General features: G+C 70.7%; 28 protein-coding genes and 1 pseudogene. 9 read left to right on the forward strand and 20 right to left on the reverse strand.

Annotated features, from left to right (window positions below):
* The first annotated feature begins 168 nt into the window (after nt 1-168).
* Nucleotides 169-792 carry a hypothetical protein gene (locus GA0115254_RS37320; RefSeq protein ID WP_093899690.1) on the forward strand — a complete coding sequence of 208 codons (624 nt, stop codon included), beginning with the start codon at nt 169-171 and terminating at the stop codon, nt 790-792.
* A 76-nt stretch (nt 793-868) separates the two neighbouring features.
* The gene (locus GA0115254_RS37325) at nt 869-1,573 is read left to right on the forward strand and encodes an alpha/beta fold hydrolase (RefSeq protein WP_093899691.1); all 705 of its coding nucleotides are present in this window, start codon (nt 869-871) and stop codon (nt 1,571-1,573) included.
* Nucleotides 1,574-1,623: 50 nt separating this feature from the next.
* On the opposite strand, the gene GA0115254_RS37330 is transcribed toward GA0115254_RS37325, so the two are convergent.
* Nucleotides 1,624-2,049 carry a hypothetical protein gene (locus tag GA0115254_RS37330; RefSeq protein ID WP_093899692.1) on the reverse strand — a complete coding sequence of 142 codons (426 nt, stop codon included), beginning with the start codon at nt 2,047-2,049 and terminating at the stop codon, nt 1,624-1,626.
* A gap of 102 nt (nt 2,050-2,151) precedes the next feature.
* Between GA0115254_RS37330 and GA0115254_RS37335 the strand changes: the two genes are divergently transcribed.
* Both GA0115254_RS37335 and GA0115254_RS37340 read left to right on the forward strand, forming a co-directional pair.
* Nucleotides 2,152-3,048: an oxidoreductase gene (locus GA0115254_RS37335; protein WP_093899751.1), complete on the forward strand. Its 897-nt coding sequence runs from the start codon at nt 2,152-2,154 to the stop codon at nt 3,046-3,048.
* 90 nt (nt 3,049-3,138) lie between these two features.
* Nucleotides 3,139-3,366: pseudogene (locus tag GA0115254_RS37340) on the forward strand (MarR family winged helix-turn-helix transcriptional regulator); the annotation flags it as partial.
* A gap of 2 nt (nt 3,367-3,368) precedes the next feature.
* On the opposite strand, the gene GA0115254_RS37345 reads toward GA0115254_RS37340, so the two are convergent.
* The gene (locus tag GA0115254_RS37345; RefSeq protein WP_370741009.1) at nt 3,369-4,049 is read right to left on the reverse strand and encodes a TetR/AcrR family transcriptional regulator; all 681 of its coding nucleotides are present in this window, start codon (nt 4,047-4,049) and stop codon (nt 3,369-3,371) included.
* A gap of 98 nt (nt 4,050-4,147) precedes the next feature.
* On the opposite strand from GA0115254_RS37345, the gene GA0115254_RS37350 reads away from it, so the two are divergent.
* On the forward strand, nt 4,148-4,375 hold the full coding sequence (locus tag GA0115254_RS37350; RefSeq protein WP_093899693.1) for a hypothetical protein: 228 nt from the start codon (nt 4,148-4,150) through the stop codon (nt 4,373-4,375).
* A gap of 339 nt (nt 4,376-4,714) precedes the next feature.
* On the opposite strand, the gene GA0115254_RS37355 is transcribed toward GA0115254_RS37350, so the two are convergent.
* Nucleotides 4,715-5,488, reverse strand: a complete 774-nt coding sequence (locus tag GA0115254_RS37355; RefSeq protein ID WP_093899753.1) for a TetR/AcrR family transcriptional regulator — start codon at nt 5,486-5,488, stop codon at nt 4,715-4,717.
* A gap of 81 nt (nt 5,489-5,569) precedes the next feature.
* Here GA0115254_RS37355 and GA0115254_RS37360 point away from each other — a divergent pair, with 81 nt between their 5' ends.
* A complete protein-coding gene (locus GA0115254_RS37360; RefSeq protein WP_176740446.1) occupies nt 5,570-6,526 on the forward strand; it encodes an ATP-binding cassette domain-containing protein in 957 nt (318 codons plus the stop codon).
* On the forward strand, nt 6,519-7,292 hold the full coding sequence (locus tag GA0115254_RS37365) for an ABC transporter permease (RefSeq protein WP_093899695.1): 774 nt from the start codon (nt 6,519-6,521) through the stop codon (nt 7,290-7,292). The genes GA0115254_RS37360 and GA0115254_RS37365 overlap by 8 nt, the downstream gene beginning before the upstream one ends.
* A 235-nt stretch (nt 7,293-7,527) precedes the next feature.
* Here the strand turns inward: GA0115254_RS37365 and GA0115254_RS37370 are convergent, their stop codons facing one another.
* The 3 genes from GA0115254_RS37370 to GA0115254_RS37380 form a co-directional block, all read right to left on the reverse strand.
* Entirely contained in the window at nt 7,528-8,778 is a 1,251-nt protein-coding gene (locus GA0115254_RS37370) for a GNAT family N-acetyltransferase (protein WP_093899696.1), read from the reverse strand.
* A gap of 64 nt (nt 8,779-8,842) precedes the next feature.
* The gene (locus GA0115254_RS37375; protein ID WP_093899697.1) at nt 8,843-9,826 is read right to left on the reverse strand and encodes an asparaginase; all 984 of its coding nucleotides are present in this window, start codon (nt 9,824-9,826) and stop codon (nt 8,843-8,845) included.
* A gap of 45 nt (nt 9,827-9,871) precedes the next feature.
* Nucleotides 9,872-10,486 carry an RsiG family protein gene (locus tag GA0115254_RS37380; protein WP_176740447.1) on the reverse strand — a complete coding sequence of 205 codons (615 nt, stop codon included), beginning with the start codon at nt 10,484-10,486 and terminating at the stop codon, nt 9,872-9,874.
* A 117-nt stretch (nt 10,487-10,603) separates the two neighbouring features.
* Between GA0115254_RS37380 and dtd the strand changes: the two genes are divergently transcribed.
* Entirely contained in the window at nt 10,604-11,053 is a 450-nt protein-coding gene (gene dtd, locus GA0115254_RS37385) for a D-aminoacyl-tRNA deacylase (protein WP_093899698.1), read from the forward strand.
* Between the two features lie 79 nt (nt 11,054-11,132).
* Here dtd and GA0115254_RS37390 read toward each other — a convergent pair whose 3' ends face one another.
* The 6 genes from GA0115254_RS37390 to GA0115254_RS37420 all read right to left on the reverse strand — a co-directional run bounded on the left by GA0115254_RS37390 (nt 11,133) and on the right by GA0115254_RS37420 (nt 16,246).
* Nucleotides 11,133-12,098 (reverse strand): CAF17-like 4Fe-4S cluster assembly/insertion protein YgfZ, encoded by a 966-nt coding sequence (locus tag GA0115254_RS37390; RefSeq protein WP_093899699.1) that lies wholly within the window; start codon nt 12,096-12,098, stop codon nt 11,133-11,135.
* A 252-nt stretch (nt 12,099-12,350) separates the two neighbouring features.
* Nucleotides 12,351-12,821: a Fur family transcriptional regulator gene (locus GA0115254_RS37395; protein ID WP_093899700.1), complete on the reverse strand. Its 471-nt coding sequence runs from the start codon at nt 12,819-12,821 to the stop codon at nt 12,351-12,353.
* A 70-nt stretch (nt 12,822-12,891) separates the two neighbouring features.
* Nucleotides 12,892-13,464 carry a heme-binding beta-barrel domain-containing protein gene (locus GA0115254_RS37400; protein ID WP_093899701.1) on the reverse strand — a complete coding sequence of 191 codons (573 nt, stop codon included), beginning with the start codon at nt 13,462-13,464 and terminating at the stop codon, nt 12,892-12,894.
* A 333-nt stretch (nt 13,465-13,797) separates the two neighbouring features.
* Complete coding sequence (locus GA0115254_RS37410) at nt 13,798-14,667, reverse strand: hypothetical protein (RefSeq protein ID WP_093899702.1); 870 nt, start codon at nt 14,665-14,667, stop codon at nt 13,798-13,800.
* Nucleotides 14,664-15,473: a hypothetical protein gene (locus tag GA0115254_RS37415; RefSeq protein ID WP_370741010.1), complete on the reverse strand. Its 810-nt coding sequence runs from the start codon at nt 15,471-15,473 to the stop codon at nt 14,664-14,666. The genes GA0115254_RS37410 and GA0115254_RS37415 overlap by 4 nt, the downstream gene beginning before the upstream one ends.
* Nucleotides 15,470-16,246 carry a hypothetical protein gene (locus GA0115254_RS37420; protein WP_093899756.1) on the reverse strand — a complete coding sequence of 259 codons (777 nt, stop codon included), beginning with the start codon at nt 16,244-16,246 and terminating at the stop codon, nt 15,470-15,472. The genes GA0115254_RS37415 and GA0115254_RS37420 overlap by 4 nt, the downstream gene beginning before the upstream one ends.
* A gap of 274 nt (nt 16,247-16,520) precedes the next feature.
* Between GA0115254_RS37420 and GA0115254_RS37425 the strand changes: the two genes are divergently transcribed.
* Complete coding sequence (locus tag GA0115254_RS37425; protein WP_093899703.1) at nt 16,521-16,883, forward strand: DsrE family protein; 363 nt, start codon at nt 16,521-16,523, stop codon at nt 16,881-16,883.
* Nucleotides 16,884-16,902: 19 nt separating this feature from the next.
* Here the strand turns inward: GA0115254_RS37425 and GA0115254_RS37430 are convergent, their stop codons facing one another.
* From GA0115254_RS37430 to GA0115254_RS37460, 8 genes are all read right to left on the reverse strand, one after another.
* Complete coding sequence (locus tag GA0115254_RS37430; RefSeq protein ID WP_093899704.1) at nt 16,903-17,160, reverse strand: DUF3099 domain-containing protein; 258 nt, start codon at nt 17,158-17,160, stop codon at nt 16,903-16,905.
* A 192-nt stretch (nt 17,161-17,352) separates the two neighbouring features.
* Nucleotides 17,353-17,640, reverse strand: a complete 288-nt coding sequence (locus GA0115254_RS37435; RefSeq protein WP_018490348.1) for a DUF1416 domain-containing protein — start codon at nt 17,638-17,640, stop codon at nt 17,353-17,355.
* Nucleotides 17,641-17,691: 51 nt separating this feature from the next.
* Nucleotides 17,692-18,537, reverse strand: a complete 846-nt coding sequence (locus GA0115254_RS37440; RefSeq protein ID WP_093899705.1) for a sulfurtransferase — start codon at nt 18,535-18,537, stop codon at nt 17,692-17,694.
* 163 nt (nt 18,538-18,700) lie between these two features.
* Nucleotides 18,701-18,808 (reverse strand): putative leader peptide, encoded by a 108-nt coding sequence (locus tag GA0115254_RS48045; protein ID WP_350983699.1) that lies wholly within the window; start codon nt 18,806-18,808, stop codon nt 18,701-18,703.
* Between the two features lie 215 nt (nt 18,809-19,023).
* On the reverse strand, nt 19,024-19,713 hold the full coding sequence (locus tag GA0115254_RS37445) for an LmeA family phospholipid-binding protein (protein ID WP_093899706.1): 690 nt from the start codon (nt 19,711-19,713) through the stop codon (nt 19,024-19,026).
* Nucleotides 19,714-19,846: 133 nt separating this feature from the next.
* Nucleotides 19,847-21,313, reverse strand: a complete 1,467-nt coding sequence (locus tag GA0115254_RS37450) for a hypothetical protein (RefSeq protein ID WP_093899707.1) — start codon at nt 21,311-21,313, stop codon at nt 19,847-19,849.
* Nucleotides 21,314-21,323: 10 nt separating this feature from the next.
* Nucleotides 21,324-21,578: a MoaD/ThiS family protein gene (locus GA0115254_RS37455; RefSeq protein ID WP_093899708.1), complete on the reverse strand. Its 255-nt coding sequence runs from the start codon at nt 21,576-21,578 to the stop codon at nt 21,324-21,326.
* Between the two features lie 41 nt (nt 21,579-21,619).
* Nucleotides 21,620-22,504, reverse strand: coding sequence for an alpha/beta hydrolase (locus tag GA0115254_RS37460; protein ID WP_176740448.1), 885 nt, complete (start codon nt 22,502-22,504; stop codon nt 21,620-21,622).
* Between the last annotated feature and the right edge of the window lie 15 nt (nt 22,505-22,519).

Below are 22,519 nucleotides of genomic sequence, written 5' to 3' on the forward strand. Positions count from 1 at the left end.
TGCTCCTGGCGTTCGCATCGAGCGGTACGAAGCCGGCGACGACCCGGGGTGGTACCGGTTGACACCAGGTCCGCCCATTTCCGCCCGGCCGACCGCGCGGACAGCCCGGCAGGATCTCAACTCTGGGTAATGTGTACAGAAATGTCCCCATGCCGGAGACGGGTCCCCATGGATGATGACGGCGGCACCCGCGCCGCAGACGCAAGCGCTGGGGACGGCACGGCCCCCGCTCCCAGCCGTGCACGTGGCGGCCGCGGGGCCTCGGTGGTGCCGAAGACCGCCGTGATCGCGGGCGGCGGAGCGCTGGCGGTCTGGGAGCCCGCTTTCACGCTCGGCGCCTACAACGTCATCTTCTACTACCAGATGCTCACCCTCTGGGCGGTGTCGACGGCCGTGCTGCTGGCCGGTCTGCTGATGCGCGAACGCGGGCCGCGGCACGGCTGGGTGTACTGGGCCTGCCTGGCCCTGCCCAGCGCGTGGCTCGGTCTCGCCGCCATCGTGCCGCGCAGCGGCAACTGGCAGGGCGAGGCGCTCTTCGTGGTGGGCGGCGGCTTCAGCATCATCGGCACCCCGCTGCTGACCTGGGTGCTCCTGCAACTCCTGCTGTTCGGGGAATCGGAGCTCTCCGTACGCCAGCGAAAAATGGTCATCGGCGCCGTCGCGGTCGTCGGCGGGCTCGCCTTTGTGCTCGGCAAATTCAACGACGTCTTTCTCACCTGCGGGGACTTCGACATCAGCGGCAACAGCGTCCCTTCCGGGTGCAGGCCGGGCCACGCCTCCCCGCTCGGCTGACACGGACTCGGATGTGCCCCGCCGCACCTGGGCAAAACCGCGACGAGCGGTGGGACCGCCGCGCTAGGTTGCCACCATGGCTGAATTCGTACTGGTGGCAGGCGCGTGGCTCGGATCGCAGGCGTGGGACGAGGTGGTGTCGGAGTTGCGTACGGCCGGGCACGGCACCCACCCGGTGACGCTGTCCGGCCTCGCCGAGAAGCAGCGCGTGCAGGCAGGGCAGCAGACCCACGTCCGGGACATCGTCGACGAGGTGGAGCGCCACGACCTCCACGACGTCGTCCTGGTCGGACACAGCTACTCGGGCATCCCGGTCGGCCAGGCCGCCGAACGTATCGGTGACCGGCTGGCCCGTGTGGTGTTCGTCGACTCCGAGATTCCGGTCGACGGCGAATCGTTCGCCTCCGGCTGGTGGGCCGGCCGCGAGGCGCTGGAGGCCTCGATCGCCGGGAACGGCGGCTTCTGGGCGCCGCTCACCACCGCCGACTTCGACGGCCAGGGCCTCACCGACGAGCAGATCGCCCGGATCGTGGGCGGCTCGACACCCCATCCGGGCACCACGCTGACCGAGCCGGCCGTACTGGCGCGCCCGCTCGGCGAACTTCCGGCGACCTACATCAAATGCCTGCTCGACGGCGACGAGCCGAACGGCGATGTGGCCAAGCTGCTGGCCGGCAGCGAGCATTGGGAACTGGTCGAGATGGACACCGGCCACTGGCCGATGTTCTCCCGGCCGCGCGAGCTGGCACGGATCCTGCACCGGTCGGCCGTGGATTCCTGAGCCCCGGACCGGGGTGGCACGCCGTGGGCCGGGGTGGCCACGCCCCGTCCTCATCCGCGGCGGCGCTTGCGCCTGGGCGGCGGTCCGTATGCCTGCACCAGGGCGTTGCGCACGGCGACACGTCCGGCCGCCCGGAACGCCCCCGGGTGGGAGTCGACTTCGTGCACCTTGATGCGCTGCAGGACTACCGCCACTGCGACGACGGTCCCGGACTCGCGGTCGGCAAGGCCGGTCAGCTCCTCGCGCACACCCTGGATGAAACCCTCGTGGAGCGAGGCGAGTCGGTCCGCCGGCCAGCCCTTGACCGACGCGGTGCCGGCGGCCTCGAACGCGACCCCTTCCTCCCAGGGTTCGAAGTCCGCGACGACCTGCGCGTAGTCGGAGGGACAGCTGGTCTGACGGACGTACGACGCCTGGACTCCGCGGATCGGGTGGGGCGGGAAGGCTCTTGTTGCGGGCGTCGGCGCGGAGGTCATTGCCTGACGGTAGCCCGGCCCCGGCCGGTCTCGGAATGCCGTGACCGTGGCCGGCAACAAAGAATGTGGTGATCCGGCCCTCCGGCAGCCATGCTGCCCCCCATGACTTCCTCATCGATCGACTCAGCCCCGGACTCCGCGCCCGCCCCCGGCACCTTCGAACTGGGCGGCACCGTCACCATCCCCCGGCTCGGCTTCGGCGCGATGCAACTGCCGGGGCGGTGGAGCGGGCCCGCCGGTGACACCGCGAACGCTGTGGCCGTGGCGCGGCGCGCCGTCGAACTCGGGGCGCGGCACATCGACACCGCCGCCTTCTACTTCTCCGACACCCACCGCGCCAACGACCTCCTGCGCGAGGCCCTGTATCCGTACCCCGCGGACGTCACCATCGCCACCAAGGTCGGCCCGCTGCGGGACGAGACCGGTGAGATGTACGCCGAGGCCCGTCCCGATCAGCTGCGCGGGGAGGTGGAGCGGAATCTGAAGGACCTCGGGGTCGACGTCCTCGACCTGGTGCATCTGCGCGTGGGCCGGCTGGGTCCCCATGTCCCCGAGTCGCTCGGCGAGCGGTTCGCCGTGCTGGCCGCGCTGCGCGAGGAAGGGCTGATCCGGCAGCTCGGCGTCAGCAATGTGACGGCCGGGCAGCTCGCGGAGGCCCGGTCGATCGCACCGGTCGCTGCCGTGCAGAACCGGTTCGGTGTGCTCGACCAGGCGGACGCGGCACTCGTCGACGAATGCGCGGACGCCGGTATCGCGTACATGCCGTTCTTCGCACTCGGCGGCGGGCACACCGATCTCAGCAGCGAGAACCTGCGGAAGGTCGCGGAGCGGCACGGTGCGACCGCGTTCCAGATCGCCATCGCGTGGGGGCTGGCCCGCTCGCCCTCCATCGTGCAGATCCCCGGCACCGCTTCGCTCGCCCACCTCGAGGAGAACATGGCCGCCGGCCGACTGACTCTCGACGAGGCCGACATGGCACTGCTCGGGCGTCGCCGGTAACCGAATCGGGAAGGACCGACCGGACCGGCCCCGGCCCAGGCGTGGACGCCGGCGCGTTCCCGCCGTGCGGGCCGGGGCCGGAACGTTCGTTTGCAGACTATCCACGTCCTGCGGACCCAGATGTCGGCGGCGCTCGCCGAGATCGGACTGACGGCGCGCATGCACTGCGTGCTCGTCCACGCCCTGGAGGAGGAGCGCGCCCAGATCCAGCTCGCCGAGATCGGCGACATGGACAAGACCACGATGGCGGTGACCGTGGACGCCCTGGAGAGCGAGGGCCTCGTCGAACGCCGGCCGTCCAGCCGGGACCGGCGGGCCCCTTACTCCTCCCCGAGCCCCGACCGCAGTTGCGCGAAGGCGAGTTCGGCGGCCTCGACCGCACCGCCGTACGCCTCGTCCGCGCTCTCCCCCGCGTCGATCCGCCGCCAGTTCTCCAGGCCCAGGATGCGCTGTACGGCGATGATCTGGCCCGCGGCCAGCCTGTCTTGCACCCGGTCGCCCAGCGCACGGGCGAGCGCCGCCTCCGAACGGCCCTGGTAGGCGTACATGCGGGCCACCAGGGACGGTGTCCCGTACAGCAGCCGCATGAACGCCAGCACCTGAGGCGCGTCGCAGAGCCCGGTCACCGGGTCGCGCCGCTCCAGGCCGTCCAGGAAGTGGCGGCGCAGGGCGTCCAGGGGGGACTCGGTCTCCGCGCGGGCGGCGACGACGCGGGCCGCCTCGTCCTCGTGGTCGGCGAACCGGTGCAGGGCCAGGTCCTCCTTGGACGGGAAGTACCGGAACAGCGTCGGCTTGGAGATGTCCGCGGCAGCCGCCACCTCCGCCACCGAAACCTTGTCGAAGCCCCGCTCCAGGAACATCGCGATCGCGGCATCGGAGACCGCCTGGTACGTCAGCCGCTTCTTCCGCTCACGCAGGCTCATCGGCGCATGGACCGCAGAGGCTGCGGGGGCCGTATGCACCGCCGCCCCGGGCCAGGCTTTCTCTCCGCTCATGACCATGAAGCGTACGCCTCGACCTCAACCGGACTTGACGTCCGAGGGCGGTCGGACGAGCGCCTGACGAGCCGGCCGCCGGCAGCCGGAAGGATGTGGTCCGGATGCGTGCGGTGCTGGTCGGGGAGCTGGGCGGTCCGCAGGTGCTGGTGGCGGCGGAGCTGCCCGAACCGGTTGCGGGCCCGGTTGAGGTGGTGATCGAGGTGAGCCACGTTGACATCGGCTTCGTGGAGACCCGAATCCGTTCGGGTGGGTTCAGGGAGTACGTGCCGGTCCGGACGCTGTTTGTACCGAGGTCGGCGGCGAGGCCGGCCCGGCGGCCTTCCCGCTGACGGCCGACGGCGGCCTTCCCGCTGACGGCCGACGGCGGCCGGTTCTTCGCCCACGGGGCCCCGGCCGACGGCTCGACCCCGTCGGCCCGCAGGAGGCGGCACGGCACCCCCTCTCGCTGTCGTGCATCGCGGAAGTCCAGCTGACGGACACGCGCAGGCCGCACAGCCACATACGCCGCACAGGCACATACGGCGATCGAGGCACGCAGCCCGGTCGGCAAGGTGCTGCTCAGCGCGGAGGCCTGACGCCGGGGGCGCGCAGAACCGGCATCGGGTGCGGAAGCGTCGTCCTCAGCGCGGAAGCCCGGCATCCGGCGGCGAAGGCCCGGCCTCGCCCCCTCAGTCGCGCGCCCGCCCCTCCACCAGGGCCTCGACCCCGTCCAGCACGCGTTCGAGCCCGAACCTGAATTCGTGGTCGGGCTCGTCCGGCGCCCCCATCACCTCGGACTTCAGCAGCCGGGAGAGCGACGGATGCCGCACGGGGTCGACGAGCCGGTCCAGGGTGCGGGCGTACTCGGCCATCACTTCCTGAGCCGGAACACCGCGCGCCTCCACTGCGGCGGCGAGATCACCCATCAGCAGCGCCTCGTTCCGTACGAACCCGCTGACCAGGAGGATGACGGAGACCTCCTCGCCCGCGCTCAGGCCGGCGCCTTCGAGAGCCCGGAGGCCCTGCTCCCACCAGGCGACGAAATTCGGGCTGGCGGGCGGGCCCGAGATCGGGATGCGGAGCATCCACAGATTGCAGTGGAACACCCGACGCTGCGCCCACGCCCACTGCGCGAGCGCCTCCCGCCAGCCGGCGCCGTTCTCGAGTGCGGGCAGCGGGGGCGGCGGGCCCATCGCCGCCTCCTGCATCAGGACATAGAGCTCACCCTTGGCGGACACATACCGGTACAGCGACATCGTCGACGCGCCCAGTTCCTTGGCGACCCGCCCCATCGACACCGCCCCCAGCCCCTCGGACGCCGCCACCGCCACCGCGGCGTCCACGATGCGGGTCAGGCTCAGCCCGGGCTTCGGCCCCTTGACCGGACGCTCGCGCAGCCCCCAGGCGGCCTCGATGCTGGCCGGCAGGCCCGTACCGCGCGACGGGCCCTTCTCTTCAGTCACCTGGAACCCCACCTTCCCTTGACGACCATCCTAGTTATGCGTAACCCTTACGCACTATCGCGTACGTCATACGCTGAAGGGATGGGCGCGCCCATGGCAGCCATGATCGAGGCTCACGGCCTCACCAAGTCGTACGGAAAGTCCTCGCCCCCGGTGCTGGACGGTGTCGACCTCCGGGTCGACCGCTGCACCGTCTTCTCCTTGCTCGGCCCCAACGGCGCGGGCAAGACCACCGCCGTACGCGTCCTGGCCACACTCACCACCGCCGACAAAGGCACCGCACGCATCGCCGGGTACGACGTCGTCGCCGACCGGAGCCGGGTGCGTCGCACGATCAGCCTGACCGGACAGTCCGCGGCGGTCGACGAGACACAGACCGGCGAGGAGAACCTGCGCATGATGGCCCGGCTGACCGGCCACTCCCGCACCTCCGCCCACCACCGCGCCGCTGAACTCCTCGAACGCTTCGACCTCACCGCCGCGGCCCGGCGCCCCACCCGTACGTACTCCGGAGGCATGCGGCGCAGGCTCGACCTGGCGGCCGGGCTCGTCGGCAGTCCGCAACCGGAGGTGTTCTTCCTCGACGAGCCGACAACCGGCCTCGACCCACGGAGCCGGCAGCAGCTCTGGCAGGTGGTCCGCGACCTCGCCGGCCAGGGCGCCACGGTCCTGCTCACCACCCAGTACCTGGAGGAGGCGGACCGGCTGGCCGACCGCATCGCCGTGCTCGACCGGGGACGGATCGTCGCCGAAGGAACGGCGGACGCGCTGAAGTCACGTGTCGCGGGACACCGACTGGACCTCGTCCTCACCGACCGTGCGTCCTATCTCCGGCTCGCCCGTCGCGCCGTCCACCACTCCCCCGAGACCCTCACGCTCTCCCTGCCGACGGACGGCACGGCGGCGCACATCCGCGCACTGCTGGACGAGATCGACCCGGACCGGACGACAGTGGAGCGCTTCACCGTTCACAGCACCACACTCGACGACGTATTCATGGCCCTCACCACGAGCCCGGAGGCATCGGCCCATGCCTGAAGCCCTTGCCCCTCTCTCGCGCGCCGCCACCATGGCCGGGCGCTCCCTGCGCATCAGCAGACGGAACACAGACGCGGTCATCACCTCGCTGATGCTGCCGATCATGCTGATGCTGATCTTCGTCTACTTCTTCGGCGGCGCGATCGACACGGGCGCGCAGTACGACTCGTACGTCATGTACGTGGTCCCCGGCGTACTGGTCCTGTGCGTCGGCTTCGGCTCCGCCGGCACCGCGGTATCCGTCAGCGAGGACATGAAGGGCGGCATCATCGACCGTTTCCGCTCCCTGGACATCGGCGGTGCGCCGTTCCTCGCCGGCCACGTCGCGGCGAGCACCGTCCGCAACCTCGTCTCCACCGGCCTGGTCCTCGGCGTCGCCCTGCTGATCGGCTTCCGCCCAGCGGCCACCGCCGCAGGCTGGCTCGTCGCCATCGCCGTACTGTTCGCCTACGTCGTCGCCCTGTCCTGGCTGTCGGCAGCGATCGGACTGCTCGCCAAGAGCCCGGAGGCAGCCGGCGGATTCACCTTCCTCATGTCGTTCCTGCCCTATCCGAGCAGCGCGTTCGTTCCGGTCGACTCGATGCCCACCTGGCTCCACGGCTTCGCCGACCACCAGCCGATCACCCCGGCCATCGAGTCCCTCCGCGGACTCCTCCTGAACCAGCCCGTGGGCAACACCGCCTGGATCGCGCTCGTCTGGGCGGCGGGAATGCTGGCCGTCGCGGTGGGCGTGTCCGGAGTGCTCTTCAGGGTGAGGACGCGGTGACTGCGGGCGAGTGCGTCCTGAACCACTGCACATGGGAGGACATCACTTGCCTCGGGGTGGGCACGGCCTCAAGCCCCAGGGGCCGTTGGGCCGCCGACAAAGCCTGTCGGACGCGCCACGCGACCAGAGGAAGCCGTCGCAGGTTCGGCCGGTGTGCTCAGGAGGCACGCAGAAACGCTACAACTTCGTTCGCTGCACAGGTGGTTGAATCCGGACGACCGCTTGACGGCAGGCCTCAGAACACATCCGGGCACCAAGCCCGCCGCGCCGCCCGGAACATCCCCTCCGCCCGCACCACCGCACCTGGCGTGAGTTCCTCGACGCGACCCAGGGCCGCCAGTCGGGCCGGGGACTCGTCGCCCAGGTAGAGCGTCCCCAACTCCCTCACGTCCAGGGCGAGATCGGCGGCAGCCGTGGTGGGGGTGCAGGTGGCGCCGGACGGGGAGGCATCGAGGTGGTAGCGGCCGGCGGTCAGGCCTGAGGCGTCGTGGATGTCCAGGGTCAGTGCGCCGGGTACCGCGTAGGTGCGGGCCTCCAGGGCGCGTACGACGTCCAGGACGCGTATCCACAACCAGTCCGCCTGGGTCACGATGCGGGCCGCGCGCGGGTCCGGAAGCAGGAGTGGCAGCAGGTCGTCGGGGGCGCGGTGGCCGGTGCGGACCGTGGTGATCCAGTCGATCGAGCAGACGAAGTGCCACAGCGCGCGCTCCGCGGCCGGGGTGACGGCGATCTGGCCGAGCACCGTGGCCCGGTTCAGCGGCTGCTTGGCGTCGCTCCAGTTGTCGTCGGCGCGGTAGACGATCAGGCCGTCGGGCTCGCCCTCCGCGTTGCTGTAGACGGCGTAGAAGGGCTCCGTCCACGTTCCCGGGCCGGACAGGTTCTCGCCGGTGTTCAGCTCCCACCAGCGGGTGTCGCGACTGACCGCGCCGTGCTGCCGGGCGCGCAGCCGGTCATGGAGGGCCGGGCCCAGTTTGCGTACGTCCGCGCCGCTCGCCAGGTCGATCCGGCCGCCGTCCTGCGCGGAGGGGCCCGACCAGCGCGGGTCGAGACCCGTCCGCGGTACGTCGATCTCCCACTCGGTGGTCCACGCCGCCGGGCCGAAGCCGTACCGCCCGTAGATCGGATACTCGGCGGCGATCAGCGTGGCGACCACGTCGCCGCGCTCCTTCGCCGCCGCCAGGTCCGTGGCCATCATCCGGCTGAGCAGCCCGCGACGGCGGTGCGTGGGAGACACCGTGACGTTGGAGACCGCGTCGGCCCGCACCGTGGCGCCGCCGACGACTGTGAGCTCCTGCGCGAACGAACGGAACGTGGCCACGCACCGCCCGCCGTCGAACGCGCCCTGTGTACGGGCCAGGTCGGTGTGCGCGAGGCGGTCGGCGACCTCCTCGGCCGTCACCACCGGCGGGCGCAGAAAGCCCGTATTCAGGGCCTGCCGCCAGCCGGGGAACTCGGATTCGGTGATCGCACGGACGTCAAGGCGCATGCACCCCACGCTAGATAACGGCTCACCGGATGTCGCCCGGTTTTTCCGCCGATGGGGAATCCGGTCAGAACGCCGCCCGGATCTCGCCGACCTCGCCGTCGCCGCCCAGCAGAGGCGTACGTCCGATCCGGGAGACCACCGGGGCGTCGATGCCGAGCAGGCGCAGCGACTGGGCCAGCACCGGGCCGAGTGCCCGCGTCGCACCGTCGTCGATCTTGAAGGCCAGTGCCCGGCCGTCCGCCAGCGCCACCGCCTGCACCGCCTCCGCGCCCATCTTGGAGAGCGTGCCCGGCACTTCCCGCATCAGCCAGGTGTCGGGGCGGCGCGTACCGGCCACGTACTCGGGGTGGGCCCGCATGGCGTCCCCGACCCGGCGCTCCGCCGACCCCGGCTCGGCCAGCACGAACGAACGGAAGGCCCGCGCCAGACCCACCAGGCTGATCGCCATCAGCGGAGCCCCGCACCCGTCCGTACCGACCGCCGCGACCGGCTCTCCCGCAGCCTCCTCGACCACCTGGCGGACCAGCTGCTGGAGCGGGTGCGACGGGTCGAGGTACGAGGCCCGGTCCCAGCCGTTCAGCGCGCACACCGCGAGCATCGCCGCGTGCTTGCCGGAGCAGTTCATGGTGATCCGGTCCCGGACGTGGCCCGCGGCGAGATACGCCTCCGCCTCCGCCGGATCCAGCGGCAGGTCGGGCGGGGTCTGCAGATCGCCGGGCGTCAGTCCGTGCTCGGCGAGCATCGTGCGCACGAGTTCGAGATGGAAGTCCTCGCCCGAGTGGCTCGCGGCGGCCAGTGCCAGCCGCTCCCCGGACAGATCGAGCCCGCCCCGCAGCACCGCGGCGGCCTGCATCGGCTTGTTGGAGGAGCGCGGGAAGACCGGCGCCGCCGGGTCGCCCAGCACCCGCTCCACGCTGCCGTCGGCGGCGAGTACGACCAGCGAGCCCCGGTGCCGGCCCTCCACGAAGCCGGACCGTACGACCTCGGCCAGGACGGGGTGGGCGGGGGATATGACGGAGGGAGCAGCGAGGGCGGCGCTGGAGGTCATGGTGGCCTTCCGGGGACGGGCGGACCCACCCCAGGAAGGGTCGCTTCAGGCGAGCAGGTCGTCTACTTGTGCTTCACCATCACGGTACCTGCGGGCGATCTCCGCACTGCAATCGTCAGCAGTCCGTTGCAGCTGGTGACGGCGTCGGGAGACCTGCTGTTCGTAGCGGACCAGGCGCCCCATCGCGGCGTGCAGCTCTTCGTCCGTACGGGCGTCGAGGTCGGAGAGTTCGACCTCGGCGAGCGTCTCGGCCGCCAGCCGGCGGTACTCGTCGCTGCGCGGTGTGGTGAGCGTGACGTGCCTGGCGGAGGAGCGATGCCGGGACGGGGTGTCGGCGAGGATCTCCGAGAGCCGGTCCACCACGGGTGTCTCCGGATCCATCCTTCGGGCCAGCTCGGCCCGCAGGATGTCGATCCGCCCCTGGACCAGCCGCCGCACATAACTGAGGTCGGCCTCGTCGCGCTGCGACTCGCGGCGCAGGGTGCGCAGCTCCGGCAGCCGCAGGCCGTCCAGCTCCGGCTGCGGTCCCGCGCACGGGCCGTCCACGAGACCGTGACCGGTTCGCTGCACGGGTGGGCGCATGGTGCTGGTACTGGTACTGGTGCCGGCGCGCGTGCCCGGCACGGCACCGGGGGACTGCCCGGTTCCATAGGTACTCATGCTGTTGTCCATCCCCTCGACCGGTGCGTCGGCGCACCGCCTTCCGAGCATGGTGCCATTCCCGTGAGGCCTGTGTGGATGCTCTGTACCCGTTCAGCCCAAGATAGGTTGGTCTGTATGCGTGCAGTGGTACAGAGGGTGGACGGTGCGAGCGTCACGGTGTCCGACGGCGCGGGCGCGTCGGGCGGGCCCGAGGTGGTCGGCGAAATCGTCGGCGAGGGACTGTGTGTGCTGGTGGGAGTCACCCACGGGGACACCGCGGAGAAGGCGGCGCAGCTCGCCCGCAAGCTCTGGTCGGTCCGCATTCTGGAGGGCGAGAAGTCCTGCTCCGACGTGAATGCACCGCTTCTGGTGATTTCGCAGTTCACTCTCTACGGGGACGCCCGGAAGGGGCGCAGGCCCACCTGGAACGCCGCGGCGCCCGGGGAGATCGCCGAACCGCTGGTCGACGAGGTGGTGGCACAGCTGCGGGCACTCGGGGCGCAGGTGGAGACGGGCCGGTTCGGGGCGGACATGCGGGTCTCGCTCACGAACCATGGCCCGTTCACCGTCATCGTCGAGGTCTGAGCCGGGTCGGGTCCGTGTCGGGTCCGAGCCAGGCCGACCAGTCGGTGCAGACGGCCGCGCGTAGAGAATCTACGTACTGCTACGGCTCCACGACCGTCTCCTGGGCTGCGGCCGTGTCCCCCGCGAGCAGCTCCGCGTCCACCGCGACGTTCCGCTTGACCAGGGCCAGTGCGATCGGTCCCAGCTCGTGGTGGCGGGCCGACGTGGTGATGAAGCCCAGCTGACGGCCCTCGGCGCCGTCCGCGGCGAGCCGTACCGGTGTGCCGTGCCCGGGCAGGACGACCTCGCTGCCGTCGAGGTGCAGGAAGACCAGCCGCCGCGGCGGCTTGCCCAGGTTCTGCACCCGGGCCACGGTCTCCTGACCGCGGTAGCAGCCCTTCTGGAGGTGGACGGCGGTGCCGATCCAGCCCAGCTCGTGCGGGATGGTGCGGTGGTCGGTCTCGAAGCCGAGGCGCGGACGGTGCGCCTCGACGCGCAGCGCCTCGTACGCCAGGATGCCGGCCACGGGGCCGTGCCCGGCCGCGTACTCCTCCAGGTCGGCGCGGGGCAGGAACAGATCCCGGCCGTACGCCGTCTCCCGCACCGTCACGCCGTCCGGGACCTCCGCGATGGAGCCGGCCGGCAGGTACACCACGGCGAAGTCCTCGGTGCGGTCGGCGACTTCGACCCGGTAGAAGAACTTCATGGATTCCAGGTAGGCGACGAGGTCGCCCTGCGTGCCCGGTTCGGCATGCATCCACACGGTCTCGCCGTCGTCGACGAGATAGAGGGCGTGCTCGATGTGCCCGTTCGCGGTGAGGATCAGGGCCTCGGTGGCCTCTCCCGGGGCGAGTTCGCTGACATGCTGGGTGAGCAGGAGATGCAGCCAGGCCAGCCGGTCGCTGCCGGTGACGGTGACGACGGCGCGGTGCGAGAGGTCGACGAGGCCGGAGCCGTCGGCGAGGGCACGCTGCTCGCGGAACAGGTCACCGTAGTGCGCGGCGACGCCTTCGTCGCGGCCTTCGGCGGGGACGGCGCCGGGCAGGGACAGCAAGGGGCTCTTCATGCGACCAGCGTACGACGCGTCTTGAGGCCGCCCACCGGCTGCCGGTCGGTCCAGGAGGGCGATGAAGATCTCGGCCGGATCAGGGAGCGGCGTTCGGTGCGTGCAGCCGCAAGGCGCCGGAGCGTCCTCGAACGGGGTCTCCCCTGCTCGAACGAAGTCGAGAGCTTGGGGAAGGAGCTATCAGGGTGTTACGGCAACGCCGCAGATGTGCGTGCCGGGCGTCGCGAGCCCGGCCGAGATCTTCAGCACCCTCTAGGGCTTCGGGCCGGCCGCGTCGGCCGTCCGGGCCGCAGCCTCGGACGCCGCCTTCGCCGTGCAGTCGGCGCAGCGGCCGAAGATCGCGAAGTGCTTCATGTCCGTCTCGAAACCGAAGGTGCCCTGCAGCTTCGCGGTGAACTCGGCGACGACATCGACATCGGCCTCGATGACATTCGTACAGTCGCGGCAGACCAGATGGATGTGGTGGTGGCGGTCGGCCAGATGGTACGTCGGTGCCCCGTGACCCAGATGGGCGTGGCTGACCAGCTCCAGCTCCTCCAGGAGCTCGAGCGTCCGGTAGACGGTGGAGATGTTCACGCCGGACGCGGTCCTGCGCACCTCGGAGAGGATGTCGTCGGGCGTCGCGTGTTCCAGCGTGTCGACGGCTTCCAGGACAAGCTGCCGCTGCGGCGTCAGACGATAGCCGCGCTGCCGGAGATCGGTCTTCCAGTCGGTGCTCACCACAGGCCCAGTGTAGGACCGGGTGAGCACCTGTCCGCAGCTTTGCGCCAGGGGAAACCCGTGAACGGCCGGACTACTTGAAGAAGGCGATGCCGTCGTCCGGCAGGTCGCCGAGGCTCTTCGCCATCGCCTCGACCTCTTCCGGGGTGACGGTCTTCTTCAGATGCGCCGACATGTACGGGCGCAGCTCCACCTCGGGGGTGGCCTTCTCGCCGACCCACATCAGGTCGCTCTTCACATAGCCGTAGAGACGCTTGCCACCGCTGTACGGGCCGGAGGCCGCGGTCCGGGCCACCGCGTCGGTGACCAGGTCGATCTGCGGCTTCTTGTCGGCCAGCTCGCCGTACCAGATCTCGATGACGCCCTGGTCGCGGACCATGACGACCTCGACCTTGCGGTCCTTGTCGATACGCCAGTAGCCGGACTCGGACTCCAGCGGCCTGACCTTCTTGCCCTCGGAGTCGAGCACCCAGGTGTGCGAGACGTACTCCAGGAAGTCCCGGCCGTCGTGACTGAAGGAGACTTCCTGGCCGAAGTTGCACTGTTCGGCGCCGGGGAAGTCGGAGACACCTGCGCCCGCCCAGTTGCCGAGGAGGAAGGCCAGCGGGACGAGGTCCGGGTGGAGGTCGGACGGGATCTCGATCATGAGCGGCTCAGACGATCTGTGAGGTGGGGGCGGGTGACTGCGGACGTGACGCATCGGGCATGAGTGTCACATGCGTGACGGGGGGTTACCCGCGCGCACGGAGGCGGGGGCAGCCGGGGTCAGCGCTGACCCTGGTACAGCTTCTTCACGGTCACGGCGGCGAAGGCGAGAACGCCGACGCAGACCAGGACCAGCAGGGCGGAGAAGAATGCCTCAAGCACGGGAGCTCCTTGGAACGAGCGGTATGGCAGCAATAGGGGCCGGGCCCCAGCCTAATGGGTTGGGGCCCGGCCCGTCGGTTCGGGGCTTGCCCGGGGATCGCCGAGCGGCAGGTCAGCCCAGCAGCTGGTTCTGCAGGATCAGCGTCTGGTGGAACGGAACGCTCTCCGTACCCTCCTTGCCCTCGCGGGACTGGACGACGAGCGCGAGCGTGTCGCCGGCGACCAGGTAACCCTGGCGGACCTGCGCCTCGCCGTACGGCTTCGCCTCGTCGTACGCGTACGACGCGGTGCCCTCCACCTTGCCGCCGCCGCTCCAGCCTTCGTCGAGAACCGTCTCGGGCGCCCCGACGAGCGGCACGCCGGATCCGGTGCCGGCGATCGAGTCCATGACGTACTGGGCGAAGGCCGTCGAGTTGAACTGGACGAGATAGATCCGGGTCGCCGTGCCGTCCGGCATGGTCCAGCCGCGGGCGGCGACGTGCCGCGGAGCCGAGTCCTTCAGTGTCTGCGTGATGTCGGAGCGCTTGCCCTGCACATACTCGGAGAGGTACTGCTCCGTGCTCACCCAGCCGCCGTCGAGCTTCTTGTCCACGGTTGCTCCGGCCGGGGCGGGCAGCAGCAGACTGCGCAGGTCGGCGTGGTGGATCTCGGCGACATTGCCGTCGCTGTACGGGCGGGGCGAACCGGCCGGGAGCGCGGGCAGGCCGAGCTCGGGATAGTCCCAGCGGCCATCGCTCTCGGTCGCCAGACCGGGCACGTCGGTGCGCTCCATCGAGGTGATTCCGGCGGCCGCACCGGCACCGAGACCGCCGCACACCAGAACGGCCGCCGTCCACCGGGCGACGGCCCGCAGGACACGCCGGGGCGGCTCGGGAGCCGGCGGCGGGGCCGACGGAGGCTCGGGCGCCTGCGGTACGGGGATGGCCTCGGCGGGCGCGGTCCCGGCGGGCGCGGCGGGCGTTTCCGTCGTCTGGTCGGTCATACGTACTCCCCCGGAGACGCGATGTGGTTGAGCTGGTCCTTCAGGAGTTCGGCGACGGCCGTCCGGTCGAACGGCTTGGTGCCGGACGCCGAGACGCTGATGCTCAGCTCGCCGTCGTACGCCAGGCAGTTCATCGACTCGATGGAGTCCTTGCTGCCCTTGCGCAGGACGTAGCACTTGGCGTTCCTCGTGTGCCCCTTGATCTTCGGCTCCTGGCGGAAGATGCCGATGGACTCCAGGAGGCCCGTCCTGAAGGTGTAGAGGCTCCGGACGGCCTTCTTGTCCTTCATCCGCATGATCTCGGTGCTGATCGCCAGGCTGTTGCCGTCCCCGGTATAGGAACGGGCGGCGATGCCCTCGATACGGAGCTTGTCGATCTGCTTCTCGTAGGCCCGGCGCTCCTTGCCCGCGAGACCGTGGGCGCTCTCCTTCATGGCGGCGGTCGCCTTCTTGCCGCTCTGCTCGCCGTCGCTGCCCAGCTCCCCGTTGTCGGGGCCGAGCCGGTAGCCGGTCGGGACCGGCAGCAGCAGCTTGCTGAGCTCGGTGGAGGCCCGGCCCCGGGCCACGTCACCGGCCGGGTCCTTGCCCGGCTTGTGCGCGGGCTCCTCCCAGAGGGCGGTCCTGGCGCTGCGGTCGGCGTCGTCCACCGTGCTCTTGGCGTACGCGGCCGCGCCTCCGACCGCGGCGATCACCAGCACGACGGGAAGCGCCGTGAGGATCACCCGGCGTGCCCGGCCGGAGGCGGCGGTCCCGGCAGCGTCGGCGTTCTCGTCGGGTGTGGTCACCTGCGTGGTCACGTCGTTCACAGGCGCTCCAGCTGTCGCTCGGCCAGCGTCCGGATGTCCTTCTTGCTGATCGGTACGGTGTCGTAGATGTGGATGTCGGCCGCGATGTCGCCGCGGTACACGGTGGCCCTGGCGTGGTAGGACGGCAGATAGCCCGGCTTCCGGTCGACCTCGTAGAGGTAGTAGCGGCCGTTGCCGCTGCCCTTGATCGCATCGCCGTCGTTGCCCGCGCCGATCTCGGTTCCGGACATGTACGAAAGCTGGCCCTCGGCGAAGTCCTGGGCCCCCTGGACGGTTCCCGAGCCGAACTGCACGAGATATGTCTCGGCGGTGCGGTACTGCCCGCGCTTCCAGGTGGCGCCCGCGATCCGGCGTATGTCGTTCTCCAGGAAGTACTCGTACATGGGGCCCTCCTCCTTGTAGGAGCGGGCGTAGATGTCCACGCCCAGCCAGCCGTCACCGAAGCCCGGCACCGACCTGTCGTCGTCGCTCCAGCCCGAGGGCCTGTCGGCGAGCAGCTTGCGCAGGTCGCCGTCCGTCCTGACCCGACGGTCCTGGGACGCGGGCAGCGGGTCGGGGGCCTTGCCCGGGGGCAGTGCCTTCGCCGGGTACGCCAGATCGGGCTGCGACAGGGCGGGCAGCGGGGTCGGGGCGCGTCCGGCCTGCACGTCGTAGCCCACGGCGGTGCCGCCTGCGATGCCGAGCACCGCGGCAGCGGCGATCAGCAGCGCCGTACGCCCGCGCGGTCGCTTCGCGACGGGCGCGGCGACCGGTGCGGCCCCGGGCTCAGCCACGGGCACCGACTCGGACACGGGCTGGGGCTCGGGTCCGGGTCCGGGTCCGGCCTCGGGCACCGGCTCCGTCGTCTCTCCCACCGGCGATGGCTCTACGGCACCGGCCGGTATCTCCTTCGCGGCGAGCGGCCCGGCCGGCCCATCAGAAATAGTGTCATTCGGTTCCAATTGGGGTCCCCCCACGAGACCAGAGGCGCTGATTCCGTTATCTGCGCACACACCTGACTGCCACCGAGGAGATGAGGTTGCCCACCCGACGATTACAGTTCGGCATATGCCGAAGAAGCTCGTGATCAAGGTGACTGCCGGTGCCGACTCAGCCGAGCGCTGCTCGCAGGCGTTCACGGTGGCCGCGGTCGCCGTCGCCAGCGGCGTGGAGGTCTCGCTCTGGCTGACCGGTGAATCCTCCTGGTTTGCTCTGCCGGGGCGCGCCGCGGAGTTCGAACTGCCGCATGCCGCGCCGCTGCCGGATCTGATCGAGTCGATCCAGGCGGGCGGGCAGATCACCCTGTGCACGCAGTGCGCGGCCCGTCGCGACATCACCGAGCAGGACGTCCTGGAGGGCGTACGGATCGCGGGCGCCCAGGTCTTCGTCAGCGAGATCATGGCCGCCGACGTCCAGGCCCTCGTCTACTGACGCACCCGCGCCGTACCCGCTACCGCCGCTTCTTGCCGTCGAGCTCGTCCCACCACTCGTCGGACTGCGGGTCGCCCGACGGATCGTCCCACCAGCGGTCCTCCGGCCCCCGGCGGTTGGCGACCATGGCCGCGACGGGCGGGATCACCATGGCGACGACGCACATTGCTATCGCGGCGGGCATCGACCACAGCCTGACAAAGGACCAGGCCGACACGAAGAGGACGATGCAGCCGCCCATCATGAGGAAATAGCCGCGACGGCGTCGGGCGTACATAACTCAAGCGTAGGCCCCGCCCCCGCCCACGCGAACGGCGCGAAGGGCCGTACCCCGCTTCAGAAGGCGTCCAACCCCTGGGGTACGGCCCTTCGGCCGGTAAGGCGTCGCGGGAGCTCCGGGCCGGTCCGGCGGACACGGTCCGGCGCGGCGGCTCGAAGCCCGCGAAGCGGCACGAGGCCGCGTTCGGAACTAGACGGCGATCGCGACCTCGGAGAGGCCACCGGTCTGCGCCACGACCGTGCGGTCGGCGCTGCCGCCCGGGACGAGGGCGCGCAGCGTCCACGTGCCCTCGGCCGCGTAGAAGCGGAACTGTCCGGTCGCCGAGGTCGGGACCTCCGCGGTGAACTCGCCGGTCGAGTCCAGCAGGCGCACGTAACCGGTGACGGGCTCGCCGTCGCGGGTCACGCTGCCCTGGATGGTGGTCTCACCGGGCTTGATGGTCGAAGCGTCGGGGCCGCCGGCCTTTGCTCCACACATGGTGTTCTGTCCTTCTGGGTCGGGGGTCGTGCTGGTCCGGGTCGTGCGGAGTTACTTGTTGGCGCCGAGCTCGATCGGCACACCCACGAGGGAGCCGTATTCGGTCCACGAACCGTCGTAGTTCTTGACGTTCTCCTGGCCGAGCAGCTCGTGCAGCACGAACCAGGTGAGCGCGGAGCGCTCTCCGATACGGCAGTACGCGATGGTGTCCTTCGCCAGGTCGACCTGCTCGTCCTCGTAGAGGGCCTTGAGCTCGTCGTCCGACTTGAAGGTGCCGTCGTCGTTGGCGTTCTTCGACCACGGGATGTTGCGGGCGCCCGGCACGTGGCCGGGGCGCTGGGACTGCTCCTGCGGGAGGTGCGCCGGGGCGAGCAGCTTGCCGCTGAACTCGTCGGGCGAACGCACGTCGACCAGGTTCAGGCTGCCGATCGCCTTCACGACGTCGTCGCGGTAGGCGCGGATCGACTCGTCCTGCGGCTGGGCCTTGTACTCGGTGGCCGGGCGCGACGGGATCTGGTCGCCGTCGACCAGGTCGCGGGAGTCGAGCTCCCACTTCTTGCGGCCGCCGTCGAGCAGGCGGACGTCCTGGTGGCCGTAGAGCTTGAAGTACCAGAACGCGTAGGAGGCGAACCAGTTGTTGTTGCCTCCGTAGAGGACGACAGTGGTGTTGTTGCCGATGCCCTTCTCGGACAGCAGCTTCTCGAAGCCGGCCTGGTCGATGAAGTCACGGCGGACCGGGTCCTGGAGGTCCTTGGTCCAGTCGATCCGGATCGCGTTCTTGATGTGGTTCTTCTCGTACGCCGAGGTGTCCTCGTCGACCTCGACGAGAGCGATCTTCGGGTCGTCGAGGTGGGCCTCGACCCAGTCGGCGTCTACCAGGACGTCACTGCGGCTCATTCTGTTCTCCTCCGGGGCAGTTTGCGGCGAGATGATGCGAGACGGTGCGTTTTGATACGCAGATGTACGGCGGCACAGGGTGCGGCACACGTGCACAGGCGATCGGGATGGGCCCTGACATCGGTCGAAGGGCCGGGGAATGCGAGGTGCCGAAGGCTCCCGCTCAGACAGTGCGACAGAGCATGGCGGCGACGCGGCACAGGTCCACTGCCCGCCGCTTCGTGAGATCCGCCCGTCCCCGCTGTGGGAGACCGCCAATAGAGCACTGCATGGGACCGATCGTAGGGAGGTGCGGGCGGGCATGTCACCGCCGTGTCGTATCGTGAGACTCGATCGTCCGTGATGCGAGACGCGCATGGCGTTTCGGCTTCCCCCGCGTCGGTCCCTCGCTGTCGGCGCCCGTCGGTCATCTGCGGATCGGACGCGGCCGTCTCAATATGTGGCGTGCAGGGTCATTGAAGCCCCTGCCCCATGTGCCGGTCGGTCCTATCCGGCGAGCCGTACGTCCGTGCCCGTCACCGAGATCTCCAGGCCGTCGGCGGTCGGCTGGATCTTCTGCAGCTTCAGACCGCTGGGCAGACCGCCGACCTCCCGCTCGAAGTCGGTCTTCTTGCGCACCAGACCCTCCAGCCCCGGGATGCCCTCGCCCGGCACCTTGTCCGCGTGCACCTTGAGCGTGTGGCCGTCGACCAGGGTGACGGTGGAGAGCACACTGCGCGAGAGCGGGTTGCCGACGATGTCGACCGTGCCGGTCACCTTCACCTTGCCGTTGCCGCCGTACTCGACGACGACGCCGTCGCTGGCGGTCTTGGTCAGGTCCTCGTACGAGATGACGGCGGTGCCGGTGGCACGGGCGGCGGTGGCGCTGGAGTAGCCGTCGGCGAGCTTCACCTCGTGCAGCGCGGCGTTCATCCGGCTGATCCGGATCCTGCGGCCGTTGGCGTCGGTCTCGATGCCGGTGATCTCGACATCGACCTCGTCGAGCTGGTCTCCGGCCACCTGCGTCAGGAACGGGAATCCCTTGATGGAGACGTCCGTCGAGCCGATCGTGGCGCCGGTGACCTGGACCCGCCCCTCGACCTCCGACTCGACGAAGTACACCGCCACCCGGTCGACGGCGACGAAGATCCCGCCCAGAACCACCGCTATGACCAGCAGTATTCGCAGTGCACGCATGCCCGCTCTTCCCCCACCCTGCATCCGGCCGGACCCCTGGCGCCGATGCGTCCACGTACGGATGCACAGCGCGCCCGGGGTGATCGACGAGCGCGCGCCCCCCTTCGGTTCCCGAGGGCGATACCGTTCCGCGCTACGAGATCGCGCGGCCGATCAGATAGACGGCGGGGGCCGCGGCGGTGAGCGGCAGTGCCACACCGGCCGTCATGTGGACGAACCGCGAGGGGTAGTCGTAGCTCGCCACCCGCAACCCGATCAGTGCGCAACCGCCGGCCGCGAGGCCGAGCAGCGCACCCTTCGTACCGAAGTCGGTGAACGCCCCCGCCGCCGCACCGGCGCCGGCGGCAGCGAGCAGCGCCACCACGACCGAGGCAGGTCCGGGCAGCGGCAGCGCACGGACGAGCACGGCGACCGCGACGGCCACCCCGCCCACCGTCACCGCGTCCGGGACCGCCGCGAGATGTCCTGCGGCCAGGACGGAGAGGGCGGCCGACGCGACGGTGGCCATCAGCCCCTGCATCCGCTCGTCGGCGCTCGCGTGGCTGCGCAGCTGGAGGACCACGGTGAGCAGCACCCAGATGCCGAGGGTGCCGAGGATGGCGGCCGGTCCGTTCTCGCGGCCCGCGGCGAGCAGTGCGATGTCGGCGACGAGGCCACCGGCGAACGCGAGCGCGATGCCCTGCCGGGCCGGCCACATGCCGTTGAGCCGGAACCAGCCGGCCGCGGTCACGGCCTGGAGCAGCACCAGGGGTACGACCAGGGCGTACGACCCGATCGCGGCGCCGAGGGCGAGCAGCAGCCCCAGCCCCGCGGTGATCCCGGCGGGCTGCATACCCGGCGCGATGATCGGCGAACGGCCCTCGGCGCGGGCGCGCTGGGCATCGGTGATGCGGCTGTTGCCCAGGGTGGTGGGCGCGCTGTAACCGGCGGCGTCGCGCGCGGACGCGGTGGCGGCCACAGCCGCGTCGGCGGGTGCGGCCGCCCGGACCGGCTCGGCGGCGACGGGCGCGACCGGGGCCTCGGGAGGCAGTGGATAGGAGCCGGAGGCGCCCCGCGGCTGCGGATGAGGCGGCAGATGACCGGTCTCGGCGGTGGCCGGAACGGGCTGGGCGGGCTGGGCAGGCCGGATGGTCGGCTGGTACTGGGTGTCCCAGGTCTGGCCCTCCCAGGTCTGGGTGACACCGGGATCCTGCGGGCCGTGTCCGGCGGGCACGGCGGGCTCCTGCATGTGCCCGGTCGGCCACGCGGTTCCGGGGTTCGCCCGGGGTGCCTGGTTCGGGTCGTACGGGCCGTGCACCTGTTGCGGGGCTCCGTACGGAGCCTGCTGACCGTACGACTGCTGACTGTAGGAATCGCCGCCGTAGGGCTGCTGACCGTAGGACTGCTGACCGTAGGACTGGCCGCCGTAGGACTGATCCGCGTACGGCTGGTTTCCGTACGACTGCGCGCCGGAGGACCGGTCGCCGTACGCCTGCTCCCCGTACGGGGGCGAGGGCTGCTGTCCGTACGGCTGCGCAGGCTGCGGCTCCTGGCCGTTCAGCGGGTCGTACCCGTAGCCCGGGTCCTGTCCGTACGGATGCTGCTGATCGTTGCTGCTCATGTTCTGCGGTTCACCCTCCTGCGAACGGCGGGAGCACCTCGACCGTGCCGCCCTCGGCAAGGCGTACGGTCTCATGACTGCGGGTCCCCACGGGGGCACCGTCGATGAGGAACGAGCACCTTTGCAGCACTCGGGTGAGCTCACCGGGGTGCCGCTCACGCACCGCGTCGAGCGCCTCGGCGAGGGTCGCGGCTGTGTACGGCTCCTCCGCGGTCCCGGCGGCGGCCTTGGCGGCGGCCCAGTAGCGGATCGTTCCCGCAGGCATGGCGGCGTTCCTCTCGTCTCGCATCAGCTGTCCATCATGAATCACCGCGCCACCGCCCAGTCGCCGATGCGGGTGAGCAAGCTCTCGTCGGCGGCGTTCTCGGCATGGCCCATGCCGCGCTCCAGCCACAGCTCGGCGCCGTCGCCCGCCGCGTCCGCCAGCATCCGGGGGTGGTCCAGCGGAAAGTACGGGTCCTGGTCGCCGTGCACGATCAGCAGCGGGGCCGGGGCGATCAGCCCGGCCGCCTCGACCGGCGGGAGCGGCACCGGATTCCAGTCGTTCCGGTCGATCCGGGTGCGGAACCCGTAGTGGCCGACCAGCCGGCCGACGGGCCGGGTCACCACCCAGTGCAGGCGGCGCATCGGAGCCGTGCCCCGGTAGTACCAGCGGGCAGGGGCGCTCACGGTCACCACCGCATCCGCGTGCGCCTCGATGCGCCCCTCGCGCCCCGTAACGCCACCGGCCTCCGCGTCGGCCGTTGATCGTCCCGTGTACAGCGCCCCGTGCCGCAGCACCACGGAACCGCCCATCGAGAACCCGACGGTCACGATCCGCCGGTGTCCGAGCGCCCGCGCCCACTCCACCGCAGCCGCCAGATCCAGCACCTCGCGGTCGCCCACCGTCGACCGCCCGCCGGACCCGCCGTGCCCCCGGAAGGAGAACGTGATCACGGCCGCGCGCCGGGCGAACACCCCCGCGGCACGTCGCACCGCGGGCCGGTCCACCGATCCGGTGAAACCGTGCGCGACCACGATCGCAGTACTGTCGAAGGATGTTTCCGCAGCAGCTCCGGCATCTGCCGTACACGGCTCGTACACCGCCTCGATACGGACCCCGTCATCGGTCCGCAACGTGGTGCGCAGTGGCCCCGGCGTGATCAAGGGAACAGAAGAACTCGGAAATCGCCCCTCGGACACTGAAGTCATGTGGGCTATTCTGCT

It is taken from the genome of Streptomyces sp. Ncost-T10-10d (assembly GCF_900091955.1).
Classification (GTDB): Bacteria; Actinomycetota; Actinomycetes; order Streptomycetales; family Streptomycetaceae; genus Streptomyces.

What these genes read in the sequence shown, in the direction of transcription:
- GA0115254_RS37320 (WP_093899690.1), top strand. Translation starts at nt 169, where the DNA reads ATGGATGATGACGGCGGCACCCGCGCCGCAGACGCAAGCGCTGGGGAC.
- GA0115254_RS37325 (WP_093899691.1), top strand. Translation starts at nt 869, where the DNA reads ATGGCTGAATTCGTACTGGTGGCAGGCGCGTGGCTCGGATCGCAGGCG.
- GA0115254_RS37330 (WP_093899692.1), bottom strand. Translation starts at nt 2,049, where the DNA reads ATGACCTCCGCGCCGACGCCCGCAACAAGAGCCTTCCCGCCCCACCCG.
- GA0115254_RS37335 (WP_093899751.1), top strand. Translation starts at nt 2,152, where the DNA reads ATGACTTCCTCATCGATCGACTCAGCCCCGGACTCCGCGCCCGCCCCC.
- GA0115254_RS37345 (WP_370741009.1), bottom strand. Translation starts at nt 4,049, where the DNA reads ATGGTCATGAGCGGAGAGAAAGCCTGGCCCGGGGCGGCGGTGCATACG.
- GA0115254_RS37350 (WP_093899693.1), top strand. Translation starts at nt 4,148, where the DNA reads ATGCGTGCGGTGCTGGTCGGGGAGCTGGGCGGTCCGCAGGTGCTGGTG.
- GA0115254_RS37360 (WP_176740446.1), top strand. Translation starts at nt 5,570, where the DNA reads ATGGGCGCGCCCATGGCAGCCATGATCGAGGCTCACGGCCTCACCAAG.
- GA0115254_RS37365 (WP_093899695.1), top strand. Translation starts at nt 6,519, where the DNA reads ATGCCTGAAGCCCTTGCCCCTCTCTCGCGCGCCGCCACCATGGCCGGG.
- GA0115254_RS37370 (WP_093899696.1), bottom strand. Translation starts at nt 8,778, where the DNA reads ATGCGCCTTGACGTCCGTGCGATCACCGAATCCGAGTTCCCCGGCTGG.
- GA0115254_RS37375 (WP_093899697.1), bottom strand. Translation starts at nt 9,826, where the DNA reads ATGACCTCCAGCGCCGCCCTCGCTGCTCCCTCCGTCATATCCCCCGCC.
- GA0115254_RS37380 (WP_176740447.1), bottom strand. Translation starts at nt 10,486, where the DNA reads ATGAGTACCTATGGAACCGGGCAGTCCCCCGGTGCCGTGCCGGGCACG.
- dtd (WP_093899698.1), top strand. Translation starts at nt 10,604, where the DNA reads ATGCGTGCAGTGGTACAGAGGGTGGACGGTGCGAGCGTCACGGTGTCC.
- GA0115254_RS37390 (WP_093899699.1), bottom strand. Translation starts at nt 12,098, where the DNA reads ATGAAGAGCCCCTTGCTGTCCCTGCCCGGCGCCGTCCCCGCCGAAGGC.
- GA0115254_RS37400 (WP_093899701.1), bottom strand. Translation starts at nt 13,464, where the DNA reads ATGATCGAGATCCCGTCCGACCTCCACCCGGACCTCGTCCCGCTGGCC.
- GA0115254_RS37410 (WP_093899702.1), bottom strand. Translation starts at nt 14,667, where the DNA reads ATGACCGACCAGACGACGGAAACGCCCGCCGCGCCCGCCGGGACCGCG.
- GA0115254_RS37425 (WP_093899703.1), top strand. Translation starts at nt 16,521, where the DNA reads ATGCCGAAGAAGCTCGTGATCAAGGTGACTGCCGGTGCCGACTCAGCC.
- GA0115254_RS37430 (WP_093899704.1), bottom strand. Translation starts at nt 17,160, where the DNA reads ATGTACGCCCGACGCCGTCGCGGCTATTTCCTCATGATGGGCGGCTGC.
- GA0115254_RS37435 (WP_018490348.1), bottom strand. Translation starts at nt 17,640, where the DNA reads ATGTGTGGAGCAAAGGCCGGCGGCCCCGACGCTTCGACCATCAAGCCC.
- GA0115254_RS37440 (WP_093899705.1), bottom strand. Translation starts at nt 18,537, where the DNA reads ATGAGCCGCAGTGACGTCCTGGTAGACGCCGACTGGGTCGAGGCCCAC.
- GA0115254_RS48045 (WP_350983699.1), bottom strand. Translation starts at nt 18,808, where the DNA reads ATGCAGTGCTCTATTGGCGGTCTCCCACAGCGGGGACGGGCGGATCTC.
- GA0115254_RS37445 (WP_093899706.1), bottom strand. Translation starts at nt 19,713, where the DNA reads ATGCGTGCACTGCGAATACTGCTGGTCATAGCGGTGGTTCTGGGCGGG.
- GA0115254_RS37450 (WP_093899707.1), bottom strand. Translation starts at nt 21,313, where the DNA reads ATGAGCAGCAACGATCAGCAGCATCCGTACGGACAGGACCCGGGCTAC.
- GA0115254_RS37455 (WP_093899708.1), bottom strand. Translation starts at nt 21,578, where the DNA reads ATGCCTGCGGGAACGATCCGCTACTGGGCCGCCGCCAAGGCCGCCGCC.
- GA0115254_RS37460 (WP_176740448.1), bottom strand. Translation starts at nt 22,504, where the DNA reads ATGACTTCAGTGTCCGAGGGGCGATTTCCGAGTTCTTCTGTTCCCTTG.